Origin of the sequence: Pseudomonas sp. CBS (genome assembly GCF_024734645.1) — a bacterium.
Classification (GTDB): Bacteria; Pseudomonadota; Gammaproteobacteria; order Pseudomonadales; family Pseudomonadaceae; genus Aquipseudomonas.
In genome coordinates this window covers 5,975,464-5,997,513 of record NZ_CP102929.1, presented here as the reverse complement: position 1 = coordinate 5,997,513, position 22,050 = coordinate 5,975,464, and the positions used below count along the sequence as shown (strand labels likewise).

The following is a 22,050-nucleotide window of genomic DNA, read 5'->3' as shown; positions in this document are numbered from 1 at the left end:
TGATGAAAACCCTATTCAAAACACTGGCGGCACTGGCGATCGGTTCCCTGGCGATGGTCGCCCATGCAGAAGAGCTGAAAGTCATGACCTCCGGCGGCTTCACCGCCGCCTACAAGTTGCTGGGTGCGCAATACGCCACCCAGAGCGGCGACACCCTCGACACCATCCTCGGCCCGTCGATGGGCAAGGCGCCGGAAGCAATTCCCAACCGCCTGGCCCGTGGCGAACACGCCGACGTGGTGATCATGGTCGGCTACGCCCTGGACGATCTGATCAAGCAAGGCAAGGTCGACAAAGCGTCCCGCGTTGAACTGGCGGACTCGCGCATCGGCCTGGTGGTCAAGGAAGGCGCAACCAAGCCTTCGATTGCCACCGATGCCGAACTGAAGACGGTACTGACCAACGCCAAGTCCGTCGCGTACTCGGACAGCGCCAGCGGCGTCTACGTCGAAAAGGAACTGTTCAAGAAGCTCGGTATGCCGTCCAAGGGCACCATGATCGAACGTATCCCGGTGGCCTCCCAAGTGGCCAAAGGTGATTACGAAGTGGGCTTGCAACAGGTGTCCGAACTGCTGCCGATTCCGGGCGTGACCTACGTCGGAAAAATCCCGGAAGACGTGCAGTCCGTCACCCGTTTTGCTGCAGGCATTCCAGTGAATGCCGAACACCCCGAGCAGGCGAAAAAACTCCTGCAATTCCTCGCCTCGCCCGAGGCGCAACCGGTGGTGCAATCCACCGGCCTGGATTCGGTATCACACTGACCGGAACGGCATCTGCCGGGTCAACCGCTCCAGTTCCAGTGCCGCAGGCGTCAACGTACGCCCGCGGCGCTTGATCAACCCCACGTTGCGCACCACCTCCGGCTCCACCAGCGGCACGCTCGTCAGAATCGGATGTTCGCCGCCCGGCATCGCAATCGACGGCACCATCGCCACCCCCAACCCCGCCTCCACCAACCCGATCATCGTAGTGACGTGATGGGTTTCGCAGATGCTTGGCTTCTTCACCCGCACCCCGCGCAGGGCCTGGTCCAGCAAAAAGCGATTGCCTGAGGTCTTGTCCACGGTGATGTAGTCATGCTCGTACGCCTCGACCCACGTCACACTGGCACGGCCCGCCAGTGGATGATCCCGGCGACAGGCCAGCACATAACGCTCCTGCAACAACAGCTCGAACTCCACCCCATCCGCCAGGCTGCCGCTGAAACTCACGCCGAAATCCGCCTCGCCACTTTCCACCGCAGCACACACCTCGCCCGCACTCGCGTCCAATACCCGCAGACGAATCTTCGGATAGAGCTTGTGGAATTCGGAGATCACGTGGGGCATGAAGTAGTACGCCGTAGACGGCACACAGGCGATGGTGACATTGCCCATACGGGTTGAAGCCACGTTACTGATGCCCATCAGGGCGATGTCCAGGTCATCGAGCATGCGCTCGACTTGCGGCAGGAACGCGCGACCCACCATGGTCAGGCTGACCCGGCGCGTGGTGCGTTCGAAGAGTTTGACGTCGAGGGCAGACTCGAGCTTTTCGATGCGCCGGCTGAGGGCCGGCTGGGAGATACGGATGGCTTCGGCCGCCGCACGGAAACTGCCCTTGTCTACGACGGCACGGAAGGCTTGGAGGTCGTTCAGGTCGAAGTTGATGATCACGGGGGCAGCCATTGGTTGAGCAGATGTGGCGGGCATTATCGTATGGGGGCTGGCGGGATGCTATTGGCGCGGGCCACAGACTCGGGATCAGCCAATAACCCTACGGAAAATATGCGGTCATACATATCAGCAGGGAATTTGCGTGGGTTGGAAACGAGACTTCTGAAAAGCGTCAATACTGACAGCCTCAAATCCAGCTCTCACTTTCAGGCCCACTATGGAAAAGTCTTTGACGATGGATTACCCCATCAGTATCTGCACGAAACAGACAGCACGCTGGTCAGTTCAGGAGACTCCAGCGACTCACACTGGTCAGTTACCGCTTGCAACACGCCCAGCGTTAAGTAGGATTAAATCCTACCCAGCAAAAGCGGACGCTACCATGCGCTCAACCCAGCAAATGAGCATCACCTTGCCGATTGAGATGGCCGCACTCGTCAAAGCCAAAGTGAGCACTGGCGAATATGCCAGTGAAAGTGAAGTCATACGCGACGGGCTGCGAATCTTGCTGGCACGTGACCGAGCAATGGAAAACTGGCTTCAGGATCAAGTGATTCCAGCAGCCGTCGCCCTCAAGGCCGATCCAGACAGCGCGCTGTCTGCCGCCCAGGTCCGCGAACACATGGCAGCCAAACGCCAACAGAAAGGCAACCGTAAGTCGTGACCTACACGGTAGCTTTTTCACCCAAGGCAGTAACGCAACTCGAAGAACTTGAAGACTACATCACCCAGGCCGGCTCACCCGTCATCGCTGCGCGCTATGTAGATGCCATCATCACTTACTGCGAAAACCTGTCTCTGTTTCCTCTGCGCGGCATCAGCCGTGAAGACGTGTTACCCATTCTACGTACCACTCACTATCGGCACACCACCATCATCGCTTTTACAGTAGATGCCGACACTGAAACGGTATCGATTCTAGGGGTGTTCTACGGAGGGCAAGATTACGCAGCCCTCTTGCAGGACGAGGACAACGGTTAACTTCGGCTCCAATCGTTCTATTCACGAATAGCTACCGGTAACGCAATCAATGGATGAAACAATAAAAAGGACTTCCAGCCCTGCGCCTCTCTATCGAGCGCTTCGAGCGGGGTTGTGGCTCCTGGGCTTGCTCTGCCTTGCAGCTTTGGGCTTCTTCGCCTGGCAAAGCTTCTACCCGGTCAGTGCCGCCGATGACTGGAGTGTTCATGTCGTCCACCGAGACGTAGCAAAGGCCGCATCACTGATGCCGATGCCCGACGGTTCGCTGATGGTGAGCCAGGAATTGAGCGATGGGCTTGGCAGTATCGTACGCATCTTGCACGACGGAAAACGCGAGCTGGTTGTAGGAAAACTATCCAAGCCCGATGGCATGGTCGCCACTCGGGGCGGTTGGGTGTTCAGCCAGGAAGTGGACGGCGCGCCGGTCAGCTTCCTCAAGGACGGCGTCGTCACCGAGCTATTCAGGGGAGAAAGCGTGCAAGGGCTATGGGACGACGGCGAGTACCTGTATGCCATCGAAGACCGCAAGGTCGGGGCGCGGATTCTGCGCTATCACTGGAGCGACAGGACCTTGAGCGTCGTGCGTGACCAACTCAGCGAAGGCGAGTCGATTGTTCGCTGCACGGATGGGCGCATGCTCTACACAGAAAAGAAGAAGGGCGTGGTGCGAGAGCTGACCATCGACGGTAGCGACCCGGTGGTACTGAGCCATTTGAACAAACCCACCTTCCTGATGTGCGATGAACGCGGGTTATGGATCAACGAGGATTCAACCCACCGTGCGCGTTTGTTGCTGATCGACAAGCACGGGCGCCAGCAGACAATCCTGTCTTTCCTGAAGGCGCCACAGTCGATTGTGCGTACGACGAAGGGAACGTACCTCGTGGCCGAAGGTGGTCGTGACCGTATCCTGGAACTGGTGCCATCCGTGGCACGAGTAGACCCCGTTACAGCTGAAACCGCGCCACCGCCTCATTAAGCGACACCGCCAACCGCGTCAGCTCATGGCTCGACCCGTTGATCTGCCCCGCCCCCGAGGACGACTGCGCGGACAGGTCACGAATATTGACGATGTTGCGATCCACTTCCTTGGCCACCTGGGCCTGCTCCTCGGCGGCGCTGGCGATGACCAGGTTGCGCTGGTGAATCTGATCGATGGAGTCGGTGATCTGGCTCAGTGCGCCACCGGCGCCTTCGGCCAGGATCAAGGTTTCACTGGCCCGCTGGGTGCTCGATTGCATTGAGGTCAGTGCCTCGCTGGAGCCGCTGCGCATCGCAGTGACCATCTGGTCGATTTCCAGGGTCGATTGCTGGGTGCGATGGGCCAGTGCACGCACTTCATCCGCCACCACGGCAAAACCACGCCCGGACTCACCGGCACGCGCCGCCTCGATGGCGGCGTTCAGCGCCAGCAAATTGGTCTGCTCGGCGATGGAGCGAATCACGTCCAGCACCTTGCCGATGTCCCGCGATTGATCGGCGAGGTTTTGCACCAGGCTCGAGGTTTCGCCGATGTTGGTGCTCAGCGCCTGAATCGCGCTGACCGTTTCACCGACGCGCTGCTGGCCGTCGCGGGCCGTTTCATTTGAGAGGCGGGTGGACTCGGAGGTGGAAACGGCATTACGCGCCACCTCATCGGCGGCCGAAGTCATCTCATTGACGGCGGTGGCGGCTTGCTCGATTTCAGCGGTCTGCTTTTGCAGGCTGCGGCTGCTCTGGTCGGTGATACCGTTGAGGTCGGTGGCCGAGGCCGCCATCTGCCCGGCCGACTGGCGAATCAACTGCAAGGTACCGCGCAGGTTGCCTTGCATACTCTGCAGTGCCACGAGCAGGCGCGTCACTTCGTCGTCGCCGGTGACTTCAACGGTCTGGGTCAGGTCGCCCCGAGCGACGTTTTCCGCGGCACGCACCGCGTGGCTCAGGGGCCCCACAATGCTACGCGTCAGCAACCACGCCAAGGCCACCGTGCTCAACGCCGCCAGCAGCACGAAGCCGAAGACCATCGTGCGTGAGCGGCTGTACTGCGCCTGCGCCGTCTGGCCCTGCAGGTTTATCTGGGCGCTGTAGTAGTCGGCCAGGGCATTGAGCTGATTGCCGGAACCGTCGACCACGGTTTTCATGTCCACCAGCAGCAACTTGTTCAGCTCGGTGGTCTGCTGCTTGTCGGCGAGGATGAATGACTGAGTGAGACCTTGCTGATACTGACGCAGGGAGACCTGGAACTGATCATAAAGATTGCGTACCTCGGGGGTATCAATCACCGCATTCAGGTCGGCCAGTTTCTTCGTCAGATCCTGGCTGCGGGTGTCCATCTGGCTACGGTATTGCGAGAGGCTCGCCGGGTTGGGATCAAGGGCCATGCGCAGGGAAATGGTGCGGATGCGCAGCATGATTTCGCGAATGTCCGAGACCAGGCGCATCTTCGGCACCAGGCCACTTTCAACTTGCACGGCACTTTCGCGGATGTTCGCCATGTTCGAGAGCGCAAAGAACCCGAGCAGCGCCACGAGCAAGGCAATCAAGGCAAAACCGAGACCCGCACGGCGGGCAATGGACAGGCTGCGAAGCGACATGGCGATTGTTCTCATTATTGGCATACGACATCGTATGACAGAGTTTCGGCCAGCCAGGGCGGGACTTGAGCGCAATTCGCGCAAGTTGCCAGATATAAAATTTCCCACGAAAAAAGCCCGCTGGCTTTTAGCTACAGCGGGCTTTGCGGGGCGTCGTTGGCGTTCACGGGTTGGCGGGTTTATCAGCTGCAAATTGACGGTCGAGTACCGAGTCTACCAACGCCTGAGCATTCTCGATCAACTGGGCCAGCCCCATGGTTAATCGATAGTGAATGCTGTCTTGGCCATCGGCGCAACGATAGGCCGTTTCCAATGCTGACGACAGGATTTCAGTGGCGTTGGCCAGTGCTTCTTCGGTGCCTACATCCGCACCTACGAGGAAGATTTTGCGTGGTGGGCGCTCGTCGATTTCAGCCGATTCGGGTGCAGGTTCACTCAGGTAATAATCAAGCGCTATTTGCGCCGCGTCGGACATTGTTCCGTCAGTGAGTTTGTTGTGCGCGCGAGCGCCGAAAGAATCAGGGGGATTGGGGGTGATCTTTTTCATGGTGTAGCTCCACGTTGTCAAAAGGAGCCGCCATTCCCCTGCTGTCAAACAGGATTGGGTGGCAGCTGTACGCAGGTTGACAGACCGGAAACGTGGAAACCCGGCGCACCCGAAGATGCCCCACGTACAACCGCCATAACACATAGGCACAGACAAGCGCCTGGAACCATATACGGGGAAGTACAAAGATCGCACGTTATTCGGTCTGTCAAAACCGGTCGCCATGGGGGCGACGGGGCGAAGGTTACCGCCGTGCCTCTGGCAGCGCAACCCTGCACTGGCAGCTAAAGAATCAGGCTACAGACATCATTGAAAGGGTGTAACTAGCAAGGCACCTTGCGCCCTATTGCCTCCTACTGCGATGACTATCTGTTACTAACCGCTATCGGACCTGATGCCCACAGTCGGGCCGAGTGGGGCTCATTTCTGCGCACCGTTCATAGCGATGTGGTGGCGCCTTGGATACTCGGGCGAGTCGTCTATCCCGATATTGATGATTGAGTGTCGTATTTCTAGGCGGACAACGCCTTCTCGGCACTACGCGCCATGATCTGCAAATCTTCAAACGGGTTTCTGCCAATCAACATGAAGGCATGGGTTGGATTGGACCAAAACACCACGTTCAGTCCACGACGCTGTTCGGTGGCCATGGGCATCAGGCCTTTCTTCGCAGACGTAATACAGAGCGCCAACGGGCCGTGACGTGGGTCGAGGTACGTTAATTGGCCGATTAATACGCCATCGTAATCGAGGATTTGTGCGCGTCTGAACTCGGCGCCCGGCAGGCTTATCGCCTCTGGGCTCAGCGGCAGGCCGAGCTGGCGCCCTACCGAACTCAGTTGGGCAATAAGCGAGTCGGGATCAGCGCTGAGGTTTTCCAAGGTCTGGGGCGTATACAGCGCCATGTATTCGGCGACCGAGGCACGCCAGCCCGAACCGGGCTCTGGTCGGGGCCAGGTCATGAACAGTCGATCAGCGACCACGCCGGCCACCGCAAAGCTAGCCGCAACCGCGAGAAACCTGCGCCGACTCAGGGTGGGTGTTTGTGCTGGCGGCAAGGCATCGAGCATCGCTTGCAAACGTTCGGTGGGAGCTTGATCGAGTACCGAATCGAAAGCTGATTTGAACGACAGGTGCCCGCGCTTGAGCTGCTCTACACGGGCAGTCACGGTAGGATCAATCCCCAGCAGGTTATCGATAACCTGACGCTGCTGAGGGTCTAACTCGCCGTCCAGATAAGCCACCAGCAGTTCATCCGACGGTGGTGTATGTTGAGTCATCGTCGTTCTCCGCTCGATTTATCCAACAGGCCGCTTGACTGCGCCGTTTCAGCCAGTTTCAAGCGCGCAGCGGCCAGCCGGCTCATCACCGTTCCCACCGGGATATGCAGGACTTCGGCAATTTCCTTGTATGAAAGCCCTTCGACGTAGGCCAGAAACACCGTTTCCCGCTGGGCTTCAGGCAACGCATTGACGCGCTTGATCACCTGCGCAGCCAGCACGTGATCCTGAGCCAGTGTTTCGCCGTCGAACGACAACTCCTGCTCAGCATCGACGAACCCCTGGCCTTGCCGCACCCGTTGCGAGCGCAATTCGTTGAGCCAGATCGAATGCATGATCGTCAGCAACCAACGGTCCAGTCGCGTGCCGGCCATGAACTGGCCTGTACGCTCCAGTGCCCGCACACAAGTGGCTTGCACCAGGTCATCCGCCACATGCTTTTGTCGCGACAGCACCAACCCGTATCGCCATAAACGTGGCAACAACTGGCTCAACTCACGACGCAACTCAGCGTCTTTGCTTATGGCAATCTCCCGACTGTGCGCTCACGGGTTCAAGCCTGAGGCGCGGCGGCGATGGCTTCGGCCAGGTCTTCGTATTCTTCGCAGGTGGTGCTGCACAAGGCTTTGATTTTCACCAGTTGCTCCTGGGCCAGGTCCACGCGGCCCTTGATGACGTAGGCCTCACCCAGGTACTCACGGACTTGTGCGTAGTTGGGGTCCAGGGCCACGGATTGCAGGTAGTAGCTGATGCCTTCATCGGTGCGCCCCAGTTTGCGCGTGGCGTAGCCGCGGTAGTTCAGGGCCTTGGCGGTGTTCGGGTTTTGCAGGGTGTCGAGCAGTGACAAGGCTTCTTCGTAACGCCCGTCCTTGGCCAGGCGATAGGCGTAGTCAGTGCGGTCAGCGTCCGACGTGGCTTTGCTGGTTTGCAGCACGCACTTACCGGTCTTGGTGTCCCAGACCTGGCCTTTGGGGCAGTTGGGCTTGGGCGGCGCCGATTCGTCACCGGAAGCATGGGCCTGGCCGGCCAGTAGTGCGGCGGCCATACAGGCACCGAAGAACAAAGTGGTGCGGTAACCAACGGCGTGTTCGGGACGATTCTTCATGGCGTTCATGCTCCGTAACGATAGGGAAAGTACCGCAGCAAACTCAGTGTTGAAGATCACCCCGAGGGCCAGGCAGCATGCGGCGCAGCGTGCCGTCGCGCTGGATGTAGTGATGCCACAGCGCGGCGCAGGCATGCAGCCCCGCGAGCACGATGATCGCCCAGGCGACGTTGTTGTGCAGCCCACCGAGGGTGCCACGCAACTCGTGATCAATCACAAACGGCGCAGGGACGGGGAACAGGCCGAAAAAGTTGAACGGCTCGCCTTGGGCCCAGCGGAACAGGAAGCCCAGGATCACCTGCGTCAGTAGTAACAGGTATAGACAGCCGTGGGCGATTTTGGCGGCCAGGTTAAGCGCAGGGTGGTTATCGCCCTTTGGGTAATTACCGCCGAACAGACGCCAGAGGATACGTGCAGCGATCAGCACTGCCATGGCGATGCCGAGGGAGATATGGACGGATTGCAGGCCCTTGCGCAGCGGCGTGCCTTTTTCCAGGTTTTCCCAGATATGGGCGCTGGCGAACATGAAGATCACCAACGCGGCGGTCAGCCAGTGGAAGGTGCGGGTCAGGCGGTCGTAGCGGTCGGCGGGGTTGTTCATGGGCGTTTCCTGGGTGGTCTGTGTGGTGAACACCGCAGCAGGAAAACTTATTCGGAGGGAGGGTAAAATTCACAGATTAGACCTGTTTATTTTCCAACCCCGCATCCTTGGTCAAAATATGCGAACTAAATGCTAGAAACTCCCCCAGATGTTTTGTGATGATCGCTACGGTAATCGGCAATTGAAGCGTCAGGTACTCGTGAACAGCAATGTTACGAAACCCGACCATGTTCTTCAGGTTGGTCAGCAACGCAGGATTGACCCAACCGCCCTGACATAACAATTCAAACACGTCACGGGCTCCTTGTGGAACGCCCAGGCGCTCACGACGAATCAAGTGTTGGCCCATGTCCAGCGCTGCCTCACAGGCCCGCTGAATATTCAAAATCGCCGCATCCTGGCGCGTAAAATCTGTGGCGAAGCTGGTGGGATCTTTATCGTATTCCTGACGGGCGCGAGCAACGCACCGCTCAATGCTGGCTGCTTTATTGATGAGAACATCATCGACCATAAACTTTCCCTTCCTTCTGGATATCCGCCAACAACTCAGCCCTTGCCGTGTCCAGCGCGGTTTTTTCGCTCAGGACGTAGCTCTCGAATAGACCCGCCTGGACGTCCCCGGACCAGAGCCGACGCCCAGTGGTCAATACTTGGTATTGCATTACCGTTGAGGCTGCGCGCAAATCAAGCAAGTCGACGGGAACTCCAACGATATCGGCCAACTCCCCGGAAAGCTGCCATAGCAATAAAGGCTCGACCACTCCCGCAGAAAGGACCGCAACATCCAGATCACTCTCACTACCTGCCTCACCCGTCACTTGGCTACCGAACACATACACAGCCAATAGCTCGGGAACTTCAGCCTGCAAACGCGCCAGTACTTTTTTAAAATTCATGACTGATGTCCGAAGCGCCAATTAACGAAGACCGTAGCAGAATTCATTATGCAGTTTCTGACTGAAAGCAAAAAACCCCCGACAACATTGAAGTCATCGGGGGTTTTTCATTTTTCAATAATGGCGGAGAGATAGGGATTCGAACCCTAGGTACCGGTGAAGGTACAACGGATTTCGAATCCGTCCCATTCGGCCACTCTGGCATCTCTCCAACGGCGCGCATCATAACAGCCTGTTTCCTGGAAGCAAAGCGCCAAAGCGATTTTTTTCCGTGCTATCAGATGCTTGCGTCGATTACAGCGGTACGCCTAGACGGTTGGCGACTTCTTCGTAGGCTTCGATGACATCACCGAGGCCCTGGCGGAAGCGGTCTTTGTCCATCTTCTTGCGGGTGTCTTTGTCCCACAGGCGGCAGCCGTCCGGGCTGAATTCGTCGCCCAGGACGATGGAGCCGTCGTGGAACACACCGAATTCCAGTTTGAAGTCCACCAGCAGCAGGCCGGCGTCGTCGAACAGTTTGCTCAGGACGTCGTTGACCTTCAGCGACAGTTCTTTCATGCGCGCCAGTTGTTCAGCGGTGCCCCAACCGAATGCCACTACGTGGGATTCGTTGATGAACGGGTCACCCTTGGCGTCGTCTTTCAGGAACAGTTCGAAGGTGTAAGGGTTGAGCTTGAGCCCCTCTTCCACGCCCAAACGCTTCACCAGGCTGCCGGCCGCGTAGTTACGCACGACGCACTCGACCGGGATCATGTCGAGTTTTTTCACCAGGCATTCGTTGTCGCCCAGCAGTTTGTCGAATTGGGTCGGAATGCCGGCCGCTTCGAGCTTCTGCATGATGAAGGCGTTGAACTTGTTGTTCACCATGCCTTTGCGGTCGAGCTGTTCGATGCGCTTGCCGTCGAACGCCGAGGTGTCGTTGCGAAACAGCAGGATCAAGCGGTTGGCGTCGTCGGTCTTGTAAACCGATTTGGCTTTGCCGCGGTAGAGTTCTTCACGTTTTTCCATGATGGGCTCCGCTTGCTAAGTAGGTGGGCTAGGCGATGTGCCGCCAGTCGAGCCCTGAATCTTGATCGGCCAGTTGCAGCCAGTCCGGGTCGCACCCAAGGGTGTCGACAAAACATTGCCGGGCCAGCTGCGGCAGGTTGTTCTTGCTGCTCAGGTGGGCCAGGACCAGGTGTTGCAGGTCTTGCCAGCCCAACTCATACACCAGGTACGCCGCCTGGTGGTTGTTCAAATGTCCAAACTGCCCGCCAACCCGCCGCTTGAGAAAGGCCGGGTAGTGACCCCGCGCAAGCAGGTCACGGCAGTGGTTCGACTCGATCATCAATGCGTCGAGGTCGCGATAACCGTCCAGCACCTTGGCGCAGTAGGAACCCAGGTCGGTGAGCAGGCCGAAGCGCCGTTCACCATCACTGAATACGTATTGCGTCGGTTCCTGGGCATCGTGGGCCACTTCAATCACAGCGATGCTCAAGGCACCGATCTGCAATTGGTCGCCACCGGCCAGCAAACCTGCGGGTTCAATCGGTTTGCGCATCCCGCGCAAGGTACCGCGACTCAGGTACACCGGAAGATTGTAGCGCCGAGACAGCAAACCCACGCCATGCACGTGGTCGGCATGTTCGTGGGTCACCAGAATCGCGCTCAGCTGCGCGGGGTGAACCCCGAGGCGCAGCAGGCGCCGCTCGGTTTCCCGCAGGGAGAAACCACAATCCACCAGGACGTACGTGTCGTCGTGGGCTACAAGCGTGCCGTTCCCTTGGCTACCGCTGCCGAGAACGGCAAAACGCATCGGATCAGCCCAGGTTGTCCTGAATCACGCCCAACACTTTGCGCGCCACTTCTGCCGGCGCCACGGTGTTGATGTTTTTCTCGACGGTGACTTGCACGGTTTCGCCTACCTTGCTCAAACGAACCTGGTAACGCTCGGCGCGGGTCTCGACTTCTTCCTTGGTCGGCTTGCTGCCGAACAGCTTGCTGAAGAAACCTGGCTCTTCGTCTTTCTTCTCGGCTTTTTCAGCCAAGTTGATGTAGTACAGGCCTAGGCTGCGGTTGATGTCTTCAACGCGCCATTCGCCATGCTCCAGCGCGCGGCCGACACTCGACCAGGCGCGATCCAGGTCTTCACCCAGGTTGAGCACAACGTTACCGCTGCCGTCTTCGCTGAGGCTGACGCGGCTAGGCGTGTCGAAGCTACCGGCGGCGAGCAGGGAGACGGAACCGCCCTTCTCGGAGATTCGGCTCATGCTGGCGAGCATTTCGTCGACCAGGGCAGCGTCCACGCCGGTGTTGACCGAACGTGGGGTGAAGTCGACGTTGGCAGTGCTGCCGGCAGGACGCTCGGCGCTTACCACATAGACTTCACTGGTATTGCGCTGCACGCCTGGCTCGATGCGCACGCGGATGCGGGCTTCGCTGTCATTGGCTACGCCGCCGGCTTGCAGGCGCTTGGCCATGGACGCCGACAGTTCGCTGGTGTGCTGCCACGCGGTGGTGAATTCACCGGTCTGCGGGCGTTGCTCATCGATACGGAAACCGTTGTCCTGGAAGAACTGCACGGCCACCGGCCAGACTTCGGCAGGTGGGCGCTGGGCCATGACCCAACGGGTGTCGCCGCTCTTCTGCAGGCTGTAGTCGCTGGCATCGGCAACGGCCGACAACGGCTGTGGACGCGGCACTTCGTACTCGCCCTTGAAGGTGTCGTCGGCCACGTTGCGCGGAATCGGCAGCAACGGGTCAAGGCGCTTGGCGACGTTGACGTCCGACGGCAATTTCATCGGGGCGGTTTGTTGGGCTTCCAGGTAATCGCTACCGCGGTCGCGGAAGTAGCCTTCCGGGCCCCAGATCCAACCGCAGCCACTGGTGCTGGAGATAATCAAGGCAAGTGCGGAAAGTCCGGCCAATCGCTTCATGCGTAGTGCTTCCTCAATTAAACCAGGACGCCGGACTGGCGCAGGGCCTGTCGCAGCGGTTCGTGACAGGCTTCGCTGAGCCAGGTGAGCGGCAGACGGATACCGTCCGGCATCAAGCCCATCTCATGCAGCGCCCATTTCACGGGGATAGGGTTGGATTCGATAAACAGGTTTTTGTTGAGCGGTGCCAGTTGTTCGTGGATCGCCCGGGCCTTGACCGCATCACCGGCAATGGCCGCGGCACACAGCTCGCTCATGGCGCGCGGTGCGACGTTGGCAGTCACCGAGATGTTGCCTTTGCCGCCCAGCAGGATCAGTTCGACGGCAGTCGCGTCGTCACCGGAATACACCAGGAAGTCGCTGCTGACGCCGGCCAGGATGTCCTTGGCGCGTTGCAGGTCACCGGTGGCTTCCTTGATACCAATGATGTTCGGTACGGTGGACAGGCGGATCACGGTCTCGGCCTTCATGTCGCAGGCGGTACGGCCGGGCACGTTGTAGAGGATCTGCGGGATGTCGACCGCTTCGGCAATAGCGCGGAAGTGCAGGTACAGGCCTTCCTGGGTCGGCTTGTTGTAGTACGGAGTCACCAGCAGGCAGGCATCGGCGCCGGCTTTCTTGGCGTTCCTGGTCAATTCGATCGCTTCGCGGGTCGAATTGGCGCCCGTGCCGGCGATGACAGCAATACGCCCTGCAACGCGCTTGACCACGAACTCGATCACTTCGATGTGTTCTTCCACATCAAGTGTGGCCGATTCACCTGTGGTGCCGACCGCCACGATGGCGTTGGTGCCCTCTTGCAGGTGGAAGTCCACCAGTTTGCCCAGGCTGTCCCAGTCGAGATTACCTTGTGCATCCATGGGTGTGACCAGTGCCACCATACTGCCCGCAATCATGCAACCGCTCCTGCCGGAAAAAGAGAGCGGTAATGGTACTGGCGCCAAGATGCTTGTACAAGCGAAGTACCGCCTGAGGATGCGTTCTGGATCAACTTAGTTCGCAGCAACGCCATCATTCGGCCAAAGCAGGGTTTGATGAAGCTGATTACGTAATGAAAACGCCACCTCCTAGCCCTTGGCGATGGTTTTCGCTACCCTTCATCCTTTGATTGATACCGCTTTCATCGTATCGACCGCTCATCGCTTTAGGAAGGCTGCATGTCCACCCCCACAGTCCGCGAACAATTCCTTGTCATCAGTGCCCTCGGCGCCAACCCCATGGAGCTGACTAACGTCCTGTGCCGCGCCAGCCATGAAAACCGCTGCGCCGTCGTGACCTCCCGCCTGACCCGCCATGGCGAGTGCAGCGCGCTGGTCCTGCAGATTTCCGGGACCTGGGATGCCCTGGCCCGCCTTGAAACCGGCTTGCCGGGCCTGGCCAAGAAGCATGACTTCACCGTCAACGTGGTGCGCAGCGCAGCCCTGGAAAACCGCCCCCAGGCTCTGCCTTATGTCGCCTATGTCAGCTCGGCCTACCGCTCGGACATCGTCAACGAGCTGTGCCAGTTCTTTATCGACCATAACGTCGAGCTGGAAAACCTGACCTGCGACACCTATCAGGCCCCGCAGACCGGCGGCACCATGCTCAACGCCACCTTTACCGTGACCTTGCCGGCCGGCGTGCAGATCAGCTGGCTGCGCGACCAGTTCCTGGATTTCGCCGATGCCCTGAACCTCGACGCACTGATCGAGCCTTGGCGCCCACAGAACCCAATGTAAGGAAGTTTTCATGGCTGTAGTCATCGACAAACCGGTAGCCGACTTCGAAGCCCAGGCCACCAGCGGGCAGACCTTCAGCCTTGCCGGGCTCAAGGGCAAGCAAGTGGTGATCTACTTCTACCCGAAAGACAGCACACCGGGCTGCACCACTGAAGGCCAGGGCTTTCGTGACCAGCACGCAGCCTTCAAAGCGGCCAACACCGAAGTGTTCGGCGTGTCACGGGACAGCGTGAAATCCCACGAGAACTTCAAGGCCAAGCAGGAATTCCCCTTTGAGCTGATCAGCGACAAGGACGAGGCTGTTTGCCAGCTGTTTGATGTGATCAAGCTGAAGAAGCTGTATGGCAAGGAATATTTAGGCGTTGATCGCAGCACCTTCCTGATCGACAAGGATGGTGTGCTGCGTCAGGAATGGCGTGGTGTGAAAGTACCAGGCCATGTGGATGCCGTGCTGGCAGCGGCGCAGGCGCTGAATAAAGCCTGACACCGAACCTGTAGGAGCGAGCTTGCTCGCGAAGGTCGTTAACGAAAACGCGCCCTACCTGAATGGACGCGTTGCCTGTGAACGCTACGCGAGCAAGCTCGCTCCTACAGTTACAACAATGGTGCCACCACCGGCTCCTGCCGGGGCCAGGCATCCAGCACCGCCTTGAACAGCGTCGCCAGGGGAATCGCAAAGAACACCCCCCAGAAGCCCCATAACCCGCCAAACAACAACACCGCACAGATGATCGCCACCGGATGCAGGTTCACCGCCTCGGAGAACAGCAGCGGCACCAGCACGTTACCGTCCAGCACCTGGATGATGCCGTATACCGCCATCAGGTAGATGAACTGATCGCTCCAGCCCCATTGGAACAGCGCGATCAACATCACCGGCACTGTCACCACCACCGCGCCGACGTATGGCACCACCACTGAAACCCCCACCAGCAGCGCCAGCAGGGCTGCGTAGTTCAGTCCCAGCGCGACAAAGCCAATGTAGGTGACGCCACCGCAGATAAAGATCTCGATGACCTTGCCACGGATGTAGTTGGCAATCTGCCGGTTCATTTCTTCGGCGACCCGGGTAATCAGCGCCCGCTCACGGGGCAGGTAGCCACGCACCCAACGACCGATCATCTCGCGGTCCTTGAGGAAGAAGAACACCAGGATCGGCACCAGTACCAGGTAAATCATGATGTTGACCAGCAACGGCAAGCTCGAAAGGGAAAAGGTCAGCGCCCATTGTCCGAACTTTCCGATTTCACCGCGGGCTACTTCAATGGCCTGCAATACCTGCTCGTCCGATACCAGATGCGGATAACGCTCGGGTAACAGCAGCAGCAATGACTGCCACTTGGCGAGCATGCCCGGTAGTTCGTTGAACAAGGTAATCAACTGATGCCACAGCAAAGGCACCACGATCACGATAAACACCAGCAACAGCCCCATGAACAAGGCAAACACCAGGCCCACCGCCGCCCCACCCGGCAAGCGCAAACGCTCCAGAATGGAGACCAGGCCTTGCATCAGGTACGCCAGCACCATCCCCGCCAATACTGGCGCCAGCATGCCGCCCAAGGTGAGCACGGCCGTAAAGGCAAGAAACAGCAGGACGGCCAGCACCACGGCTTCTTCGTCGGAGAAGTAGCGCTGAATCCAGTCACGTAACACTTTGAACATCAATAAACCTCAGGCGATAAGGACAGCACATTCAAGCGATTCAGGCCTTGCGCAACCAGTAACGATAGACGCCTGCTTCGTCTTCTTCATGCAGCAAGGTGTGGCCGGCCAGCTTGGCAAACGTGCGGAAATCCCGCTGGGAGCCCGCGTCCGTGGCGATCACCTTGAGCACCGCGCCGCTGGCCAGCCGATTGAGTTCCAGCTTGGCCTTGAGCAATGGCAGCGGGCAGTTAAGGCCACTGGCATCCAGTTCGGCATCGAAGGCTACAGCGTCGGTCATGGTTTTGCTCCGGGTGGGCATCGAGGGCGCTTAGAATATCTGGTCCGAAGCTCAGTGTCCGGCTACAGTAAGGTCTTTGTCGAAAGGCTTTGTGCATGACTTTTTTGCGCCCTACCCTGCTGACGCTGGCTTGCCTGCTGGCCTCTCCAGGCTTCGCTGACGACCTGCCGTCACTTGGCGACGCCAGTTCTGCCATTGTCTCGCCGAAACAGGAATACGATTTAGGCCGGGCATGGCTGTCCTACTTGCGTGGCCAGGTCTCGCAACTCAACGACCCGCAGCTCAAGGACTACGTCGAAACCAGCGTGTACAAACTGGTGGAGACCAGCCAGGTCAATGACCGGCGCCTGGAATTCATTCTGATCAACAGCCCGCAGTTGAACGCCTTTGCCGCACCGGGCGGCATCGTCGGGGTCAACGGCGGCCTGTTCCTCAATGCCCAGACCGAAGGCGAATATGCCTCGGTACTGGCCCACGAATTGGCTCACTTGTCCCAACGCCACTTTGCCCGAGGTGTAGAAGCGCAGCAGCGCATGCAAATCCCGATGATGGCAGCGCTGCTCGGCGGCATCATTGCCGCCGCCGCCGGTGCAGGTGATGCCGGTATTGCCGCGATTGCCGGCAGCCAGGCCGCCGCCATCCAGGAGCAACGCCGCTTTTCCCGGCAAAACGAGCAAGAGGCTGATCGTATCGGCATTCTCAACCTGGAGAAGGCTGGTTACGACCCGCGCTCCATGCCGACCATGTTCGAGCGCTTGATGCGCCAGTACCGCTTTGACGCCAAGCCACCAGAATTCCTGCTGACTCACCCGGTCACCGAATCGCGGATCGCCGACACCCGCAACCGCGCGGAGCAAGCCAAGCCGGGCGGCATTGAAGACAGCCTGCGCTACCAACTGATCCGCGCTCGCGTGCAGCTGTATTACGAAGACACTCCAGGCCTGGCAGCCAAGCGCTTCCAGGCTCAGCTGGATGAAAACCCGAAAAATGATGTGGCGCGTTATGGCTTGGCCATCGCCCAGATCAAAGGCGCGCAGTTCAACCTGGCCCGGGAAAACCTCAAGCCGCTGCTGGCCAAGGCACCCAACGACATCACCTACAACCTGGCGCAGATCGAGTTGGACATTACCAACAACCGCCTGCCGGATGCCCAGCAGCGCACGGACCGGATGTTGACGCAATATCCGGGCAACTACCCACTGAATCAGGTGCGGGTGGACCTGCTGCTCAAGCAGAACCGTACCGCTGATGCGGAAAAAGCCCTGGAAGGCCTGCTCAAATCACGCACAGACGATCCGGATGTCTGGTATCAGGTCGCGGAAACCCGTGGCTTGTCGGGCAATATCATCGGCCTGCACCAGGCCCGCGCCGAGTACTTCGCCCTGGTGGGGGATTTCAAGCAGGCCATCCAGCAATTGGACTTCGCCAAGCGCCGCGCCGGCAGCAACTTCCCGCTCTCATCACGTATCGATGCACGCCAGCGTGAACTGATCGACCAGGAACGCATGATCAAAGACATGATGGGCTAAACCTTACAGCCACAAAAAAGCCCCGCTCTCGTACATCGAGAGCGGGGCTTTTTTATTGGACTAGCGGATTACTCGGCCAGTTTGAAGGTAATGAAGCTGGCACGCCCCTGACGCAGGACGCGCATCGACACCGAGCGGTTCTTCGGCAGCGCCTTGGCGATGTCGGTGAACTCTTTGGTGGAGTTGATGGCCTGGTTGTTCAGGTGGGTAATCACATCACCTGGTTGCAGACCAATCAGGGAGGCAGGGCCGTCCTGGACTTCCTTGATGACTACACCGCTCTTGAGGTCGAAGCTCTTCTTCTGCTCGTCGGTCAACTCGACCACGGCAATGCCCAGGCGGTTGCTGCTGCGTTCGGCACCCGGCTTGCTGTTGCCCAGTGCATCCAGCGCCGCGCCTTCTTCCGGAATCGCGCCGACGGTCAGCTCAACGTTCTGGCGCTTGCCGTCACGGATCACTTCCAGCTTGGCCTTGCTGCCGGCCTTGAGAGCGCCCACCAGGTGTGGCAAGTCCGCAGACATGACGATCGGCTGGCCGTTCATGCTCAGGATCACGTCACCGACTTGCAGGCCACCTTTAGCTGCGGGGCCATCGTCCTGGATCTGCGCGACCAAGGCGCCGGCCGGCTTGTCGAGGCCGAAGGATTCAGCCAGGTCCTTGTTCACTTCCTGGATCACTACGCCCAGCCAGCCGCGGCTGACTTTGCCACCGGTTTTCAGCTGGTTGGAAACATCCATGGCCACGTCGATCGGAATCGCGAACGACACGCCCATGAAACCACCGGAGCGGGTGTAGATCTGCGAGTTGATGCCGACCACTTCGCCCGCCAGGTTGAACAGCGGGCCGCCGGAGTTGCCCGGGTTGATCGGCACGTCGGTCTGGATGAACGGCACGTAGTTTTCGTTCGGCAGGCTGCGACCGATGGCGCTGACGATACCTTGGGTCACGGTGTGGTCAAAACCAAACGGCGAACCTATGGCGACAACCCATTGCCCGGCTTTCAGGTCCTGGGATTTGCCCAGTTTCAGCACCGGCAGGTCCTTGCCTTCGATTTTCAGCAGGGCCACGTCGGAGCGTGGATCCGTGCCCACCAGCTTGGCTTTCAACTCACTGCGATCCGCCAGGCGCACCAGAATCTCGTCGGCGTCAGCAATCACGTGGTTATTGGTAAGGATGTAGCCGTCAGGCGAGATGATGAAACCCGAGCCCAGGGACTGTGCCTCACGCTGGCCACCACCACCGCCACGCGGCGTGCGCGGCTGGGGCATGCCACGTTCAAAGAACTCCCGCAGCATCGGCGGCAGGCCTTCAAGGTCAGGCATCTGCTGGTTGGAGACTTTGCGATCCGGCAGCTTTTGCGTAGTGCTGATGTTCACCACGGCAGGCGACGCCTGCTCCACCAGTTGGGTGAAATCAGGCAGCTCGGCCGCTTGCGCGGTAACGGCCTGACCCAGCACCAGCACCGTGGCGACTATGGATAGGTAAGACTTCAAACGTGGTATCGACATACAGCTCCCGTTACGACGAGCAGGGTTGAGCGACAGGGTTCAATAAACGCCGAAAAAACTGCGACCGACATTTTTGTTCCGCGAACAAAACAAGGCCAGGGCCGAGAAGCCCTGACCTATAAAAAACATAGGGGATTTTAGCAAGTGAAAAAAATGATCCAGACATTTCATGTCTCTCGGTAGAGGCAGGCAACGACGCTCTCCTGCGCAACATTGAAATATCAGGATGAACATAGGATTAACAACTCACGGCTTGGCGGGCGTGGTGCCACTGCGTAAAGACAGCGCAATTCGCTCGGCGGTGCCAATCGGAATTTCACCGACGACAGTCACCATCACCTCACCCTCCGGGGTATTCAAACGCCGTGATACTGCGACTGTCGGGCCAAGTTGGGTACGGGTCACGGCCGCGCCGTTGAGCGGCTCCAGGAATACCGAAAAACGCGCCAGACCATCGTCATACATCAAACTGCTGACAGTTACCTTGGTATGGGAGTCTTTATGCGCGCTGCGGTTGACCAACTGGAAGCCTGGCGGTAACCAATCGAGGCGCCAATCCTGAGGGATCTCGACCTCCGGGGCCTTGGCGCTGGTCACTGCAACCGGCGTACATTCGCCGCTGGGCAGCAAATCACGATCGTCAGGCACCGATGTGTTGAGCCGTGTGAACTGGAATCGCTCCAGCAACTGGCCCTGGTCATTAAGCAACAATGACTTCAGTGGCAGCGCGGTTTCGCGATCCAGATGCAGCTCAAAACCATAGCGGTATTGATCACGAGGGGTCACTGAGACGATCACCGCATTTCGACCAGCCACGCGCGATTTGCCGATGACGGCAAGGTCGTAGAATGCTTTGAGTTTTTGCGGATCAAGGGCGCGCGCTGCGGCGTTCGGAGAGCCCCCCAGCCCGGCAACCAGCGTGCCACTCACGCATTGCGTACGGCCATCAACGCGCAGGACTTCCTGGGCAGAACCATCGAGCTGCAAAAGCCGCTCACGGATCTGACCATTCTGGACACGATGCCAGATGTCATGGGTAGAAAAACTACCGTTACGCTCGTAGATGAAGGTGCCTTGAAAGCTTTGTTGCTGCTCCGCCCGCCCAAGACGCGTCAGCCAGTCTTGGGCTTCGTCGGCATGGGCGGGGACTACAAACCAGCCACTGAGCAAAAGCGCAAGGAGCGGTATGGCGCGCATAAAGCTCCTTGGCGGACTAGCGGTTTTCCAGGCTTGCAGCACGAGCGTATGGCAGGGCGCTTTCAGTGCCTTTCAAGGCCGATTCCTGTGCGTGTTGGCGCAGGTAGCCTGGAAGACGCTGATCTTGCCAGCCGGATTGCCCCTGAAGTACACCGTTGGCCATAGGCCCGGTGGTATCGGAGCTTTCCTTGTAGCCTGCCAGTACAGCTGGACCCTTGACCTGCGGACCGGCCATGACCGGTTGCTGGGTCTGTTGGGCCAATTCGGCACCGGCGATTTCGTCCTGGTTGTACAGGCGAACACCTGCCAGTACAGCGACGGTCACCGAAGCAGCGACTGCCAGACGACCCAGGCTACGCCAAGGACCGCGAGCAGCTTTTGCCGGAACGGCTTCATCAGCCAGCGCAGCAGAAACGGCCGCAGCAATATCCAGACGAGGGATTAGAAGATCCTTGTGCATCACCGCCCGAGCGACTTGGTAACGAGACCAGGTTTCACGGGTTTCGGCATCATCAAATGCATTAAGCACTCGACGAAGTTCCAGTTCATCCGCTTCGTTATCCATCACTGCGGACAGCGATTCCTGCAGGGCATCACGACTCATGGCGGTTCCTCTCTTGGCTGTCGCCGCTGTCTCAGTTTTCCTGCAACAACGGCTGCAGGGCTTTATCGATGGCTTCCCGAGCCCGGAAAATCCGGGAACGTACGGTACCCACCGGACATTGCATGACGCTCGCAATGTCTTCGTAACTCAGACCATCGAATTCACGTAAAGTTAACGCGGTACGCAAATCTTCTGGCAGTTGTTGAATAGTGCGATGGACGGTTCCTTCAATCTCGTCGCGCAGCAATGCACGCTCCGGCGACTCGAGATCTTTGAGGCCGTGATCACCATCATAAAATTCAGCATCTTCCGAACTAACATCACTATCCGGTGGGCGGCGACCGCGAGAAACCAGATAGTTCTTCGCCGTGTTAATGGCGATGCGGTAGAGCCACGTGTAAAACGCACTATCACCGCGAAAATTACCGAGTGCACGGTACGCCTTGATAAAGGCTTCCTGTGCAACGTCCTGCGCTTCATGGGTGTCGTGCACAAACCGCACGATCAACCCGAGAATTTTGTGCTGGTATTTCAGCACTAGCAGATCAAATGCCCGCTTGTCGCCGCGCTGAACGCGCTCAACCAGCTGCTGATCCTCTTCCTGGGTTAGCATGAACACTCCTCGTTGTACTTAGAGGAGGCTTGCATAACTAATCGATCAGGCTTGCAAACATAGACTCGGGCTTTTCGCAAAAGTTCTCCCCCTCCAAGCAAGTTTCCGGTACGCACTGATTTGGCACACACGAAAAACGCAGCGCGGGCTATGCCGGCTGCGCGAATAATCTGTCGCCAGCTTCCTGACGCGCCTGACACAGGCGCCGATCAGCAAATCCGGCGTGTTCCCAGCTTTCGGGCATCCTGCTATTGAGTCGGGGCTTATGCAAAAAGTTCCCATCCCAATCGCCTTCAGTTTCACGAAAGCCGTGCAGTTCGTCGACCGTAGTCTCACAATGCCACGAATGCCCGGCTATTGTGCCGCTCCCCCCCTCTATATAC

Annotated in this window: 26 protein-coding genes, 1 tRNA gene and 1 pseudogene; 7 read left to right on the top strand and 21 right to left on the bottom strand. The window is 58.7% G+C overall.

What is annotated here, in order from left to right; genetic code table 11:
• Nucleotides 1-2: 2 nt before the first annotated feature.
• Nucleotides 3-761 carry a substrate-binding domain-containing protein gene (locus NVB75_RS27340; protein WP_258344170.1) on the top strand — a complete coding sequence of 253 codons (759 nt, stop codon included), beginning with the start codon at nt 3-5 and terminating at the stop codon, nt 759-761.
• Here NVB75_RS27340 and NVB75_RS27335 read toward each other — a convergent pair.
• A complete protein-coding gene (locus NVB75_RS27335) occupies nt 753-1,655 on the bottom strand; it encodes a LysR family transcriptional regulator (RefSeq protein WP_258344168.1) in 903 nt (300 codons plus the stop codon). The genes NVB75_RS27340 and NVB75_RS27335 overlap by 9 nt on opposite strands.
• A 382-nt stretch (nt 1,656-2,037) precedes the next feature.
• Between NVB75_RS27335 and NVB75_RS27330 the strand changes: the two genes are divergently transcribed.
• The 3 genes from NVB75_RS27330 (at nt 2,038) to NVB75_RS27320 (ending at nt 3,615) form a co-directional block, all read left to right on the top strand.
• Nucleotides 2,038-2,319, top strand: coding sequence for a type II toxin-antitoxin system ParD family antitoxin (locus NVB75_RS27330; protein WP_063032594.1), 282 nt, complete (start codon nt 2,038-2,040; stop codon nt 2,317-2,319).
• On the top strand, nt 2,316-2,636 hold the full coding sequence (locus tag NVB75_RS27325) for a type II toxin-antitoxin system RelE/ParE family toxin (RefSeq protein ID WP_258344165.1): 321 nt from the start codon (nt 2,316-2,318) through the stop codon (nt 2,634-2,636). The genes NVB75_RS27330 and NVB75_RS27325 overlap by 4 nt, the downstream gene beginning before the upstream one ends.
• A 127-nt stretch (nt 2,637-2,763) precedes the next feature.
• A complete protein-coding gene (locus NVB75_RS27320) occupies nt 2,764-3,615 on the top strand; it encodes a hypothetical protein (RefSeq protein ID WP_258344163.1) in 852 nt (283 codons plus the stop codon).
• On the opposite strand, the gene NVB75_RS33505 is transcribed toward NVB75_RS27320, so the two are convergent.
• The 14 genes and pseudogenes from NVB75_RS33505 to dapA form a co-directional block, all read right to left on the bottom strand.
• Nucleotides 3,584-4,393 carry a methyl-accepting chemotaxis protein gene (locus NVB75_RS33505; protein WP_375378953.1) on the bottom strand — a complete coding sequence of 270 codons (810 nt, stop codon included), beginning with the start codon at nt 4,391-4,393 and terminating at the stop codon, nt 3,584-3,586. The two genes, NVB75_RS27320 and NVB75_RS33505, sit on opposite strands and share 32 nt — an antisense overlap.
• A gap of 48 nt (nt 4,394-4,441) precedes the next feature.
• Nucleotides 4,442-5,209, bottom strand: a pseudogene (locus NVB75_RS33500) (MCP four helix bundle domain-containing protein); the annotation flags it as partial.
• A 163-nt stretch (nt 5,210-5,372) separates the two neighbouring features.
• Nucleotides 5,373-5,756: a DUF6124 family protein gene (locus NVB75_RS27310; RefSeq protein WP_258344160.1), complete on the bottom strand. Its 384-nt coding sequence runs from the start codon at nt 5,754-5,756 to the stop codon at nt 5,373-5,375.
• A 512-nt stretch (nt 5,757-6,268) separates the two neighbouring features.
• A complete protein-coding gene (locus NVB75_RS27305) occupies nt 6,269-7,036 on the bottom strand; it encodes an anti-sigma factor (RefSeq protein WP_258344159.1) in 768 nt (255 codons plus the stop codon).
• Entirely contained in the window at nt 7,033-7,530 is a 498-nt protein-coding gene (locus NVB75_RS27300) for an RNA polymerase sigma factor (RefSeq protein WP_258348756.1), read from the bottom strand. Before NVB75_RS27300 ends, NVB75_RS27305 begins: the two co-directional genes overlap by 4 nt.
• Before the next feature lie 59 nt (nt 7,531-7,589).
• A complete protein-coding gene (locus tag NVB75_RS27295) occupies nt 7,590-8,081 on the bottom strand; it encodes a tetratricopeptide repeat protein (RefSeq protein ID WP_375378952.1) in 492 nt (163 codons plus the stop codon).
• 103 nt (nt 8,082-8,184) lie between these two features.
• Entirely contained in the window at nt 8,185-8,742 is a 558-nt protein-coding gene (locus NVB75_RS27290) for a cytochrome b (RefSeq protein WP_258344157.1), read from the bottom strand.
• A gap of 76 nt (nt 8,743-8,818) precedes the next feature.
• Entirely contained in the window at nt 8,819-9,253 is a 435-nt protein-coding gene (locus NVB75_RS27285) for a DUF86 domain-containing protein (RefSeq protein WP_258344156.1), read from the bottom strand.
• On the bottom strand, nt 9,243-9,638 hold the full coding sequence (locus tag NVB75_RS27280) for a nucleotidyltransferase domain-containing protein (RefSeq protein ID WP_258344155.1): 396 nt from the start codon (nt 9,636-9,638) through the stop codon (nt 9,243-9,245). Before NVB75_RS27280 ends, NVB75_RS27285 begins: the two co-directional genes overlap by 11 nt.
• Nucleotides 9,639-9,759: 121 nt before the next feature.
• Nucleotides 9,760-9,849 (bottom strand) — tRNA-Ser (locus tag NVB75_RS27275).
• Nucleotides 9,850-9,932: 83 nt separating this feature from the next.
• Nucleotides 9,933-10,646 carry a phosphoribosylaminoimidazolesuccinocarboxamide synthase gene (purC, locus tag NVB75_RS27270; protein WP_003211975.1) on the bottom strand — a complete coding sequence of 238 codons (714 nt, stop codon included), beginning with the start codon at nt 10,644-10,646 and terminating at the stop codon, nt 9,933-9,935.
• Nucleotides 10,647-10,674: 28 nt separating this feature from the next.
• Nucleotides 10,675-11,433, bottom strand: coding sequence for an MBL fold metallo-hydrolase (locus NVB75_RS27265; protein WP_258344154.1), 759 nt, complete (start codon nt 11,431-11,433; stop codon nt 10,675-10,677).
• Nucleotides 11,434-11,437: 4 nt separating this feature from the next.
• Entirely contained in the window at nt 11,438-12,553 is a 1,116-nt protein-coding gene (gene bamC, locus NVB75_RS27260) for an outer membrane protein assembly factor BamC (protein WP_258344153.1), read from the bottom strand.
• A gap of 17 nt (nt 12,554-12,570) precedes the next feature.
• Entirely contained in the window at nt 12,571-13,449 is an 879-nt protein-coding gene (gene dapA / locus NVB75_RS27255) for a 4-hydroxy-tetrahydrodipicolinate synthase (RefSeq protein ID WP_258344152.1), read from the bottom strand.
• Nucleotides 13,450-13,710: 261 nt separating this feature from the next.
• Here dapA and NVB75_RS27250 point away from each other — a divergent pair, with 261 nt between their 5' ends.
• Nucleotides 13,711-14,271, top strand: coding sequence for a glycine cleavage system protein R (locus NVB75_RS27250; RefSeq protein ID WP_003172487.1), 561 nt, complete (start codon nt 13,711-13,713; stop codon nt 14,269-14,271).
• Between the two features lie 10 nt (nt 14,272-14,281).
• Entirely contained in the window at nt 14,282-14,755 is a 474-nt protein-coding gene (locus NVB75_RS27245) for a peroxiredoxin (protein ID WP_017479251.1), read from the top strand.
• A gap of 110 nt (nt 14,756-14,865) precedes the next feature.
• Here the strand turns inward: NVB75_RS27245 and NVB75_RS27240 are convergent, their stop codons facing one another.
• Together NVB75_RS27240 and NVB75_RS27235 are read right to left on the bottom strand one after the other, a co-directional pair.
• Nucleotides 14,866-15,936, bottom strand: coding sequence for an AI-2E family transporter (locus tag NVB75_RS27240; protein WP_003211986.1), 1,071 nt, complete (start codon nt 15,934-15,936; stop codon nt 14,866-14,868).
• 40 nt (nt 15,937-15,976) lie between these two features.
• On the bottom strand, nt 15,977-16,216 hold the full coding sequence (locus NVB75_RS27235; RefSeq protein ID WP_003211989.1) for a sulfurtransferase TusA family protein: 240 nt from the start codon (nt 16,214-16,216) through the stop codon (nt 15,977-15,979).
• A 95-nt stretch (nt 16,217-16,311) separates the two neighbouring features.
• On the opposite strand from NVB75_RS27235, the gene NVB75_RS27230 reads away from it, so the two are divergent.
• Nucleotides 16,312-17,745: a M48 family metalloprotease gene (locus NVB75_RS27230; RefSeq protein WP_258344149.1), complete on the top strand. Its 1,434-nt coding sequence runs from the start codon at nt 16,312-16,314 to the stop codon at nt 17,743-17,745.
• A gap of 68 nt (nt 17,746-17,813) precedes the next feature.
• Here the strand turns inward: NVB75_RS27230 and NVB75_RS27225 are convergent, their stop codons facing one another.
• The 4 genes from NVB75_RS27225 to rpoE all read right to left on the bottom strand — a co-directional run bounded on the left by NVB75_RS27225 (nt 17,814) and on the right by rpoE (nt 21,667).
• On the bottom strand, nt 17,814-19,253 hold the full coding sequence (locus NVB75_RS27225) for a DegQ family serine endoprotease (protein WP_003211993.1): 1,440 nt from the start codon (nt 19,251-19,253) through the stop codon (nt 17,814-17,816).
• A gap of 246 nt (nt 19,254-19,499) precedes the next feature.
• Nucleotides 19,500-20,450 (bottom strand): MucB/RseB C-terminal domain-containing protein, encoded by a 951-nt coding sequence (locus NVB75_RS27220; RefSeq protein WP_258344147.1) that lies wholly within the window; start codon nt 20,448-20,450, stop codon nt 19,500-19,502.
• A gap of 16 nt (nt 20,451-20,466) precedes the next feature.
• Nucleotides 20,467-21,054 carry a sigma-E factor negative regulatory protein gene (locus tag NVB75_RS27215; RefSeq protein WP_258344146.1) on the bottom strand — a complete coding sequence of 196 codons (588 nt, stop codon included), beginning with the start codon at nt 21,052-21,054 and terminating at the stop codon, nt 20,467-20,469.
• Between the two features lie 31 nt (nt 21,055-21,085).
• Complete coding sequence (rpoE, locus tag NVB75_RS27210; protein ID WP_003172477.1) at nt 21,086-21,667, bottom strand: RNA polymerase sigma factor RpoE; 582 nt, start codon at nt 21,665-21,667, stop codon at nt 21,086-21,088.
• Nucleotides 21,668-22,050: the final 383 nt, after the last annotated feature.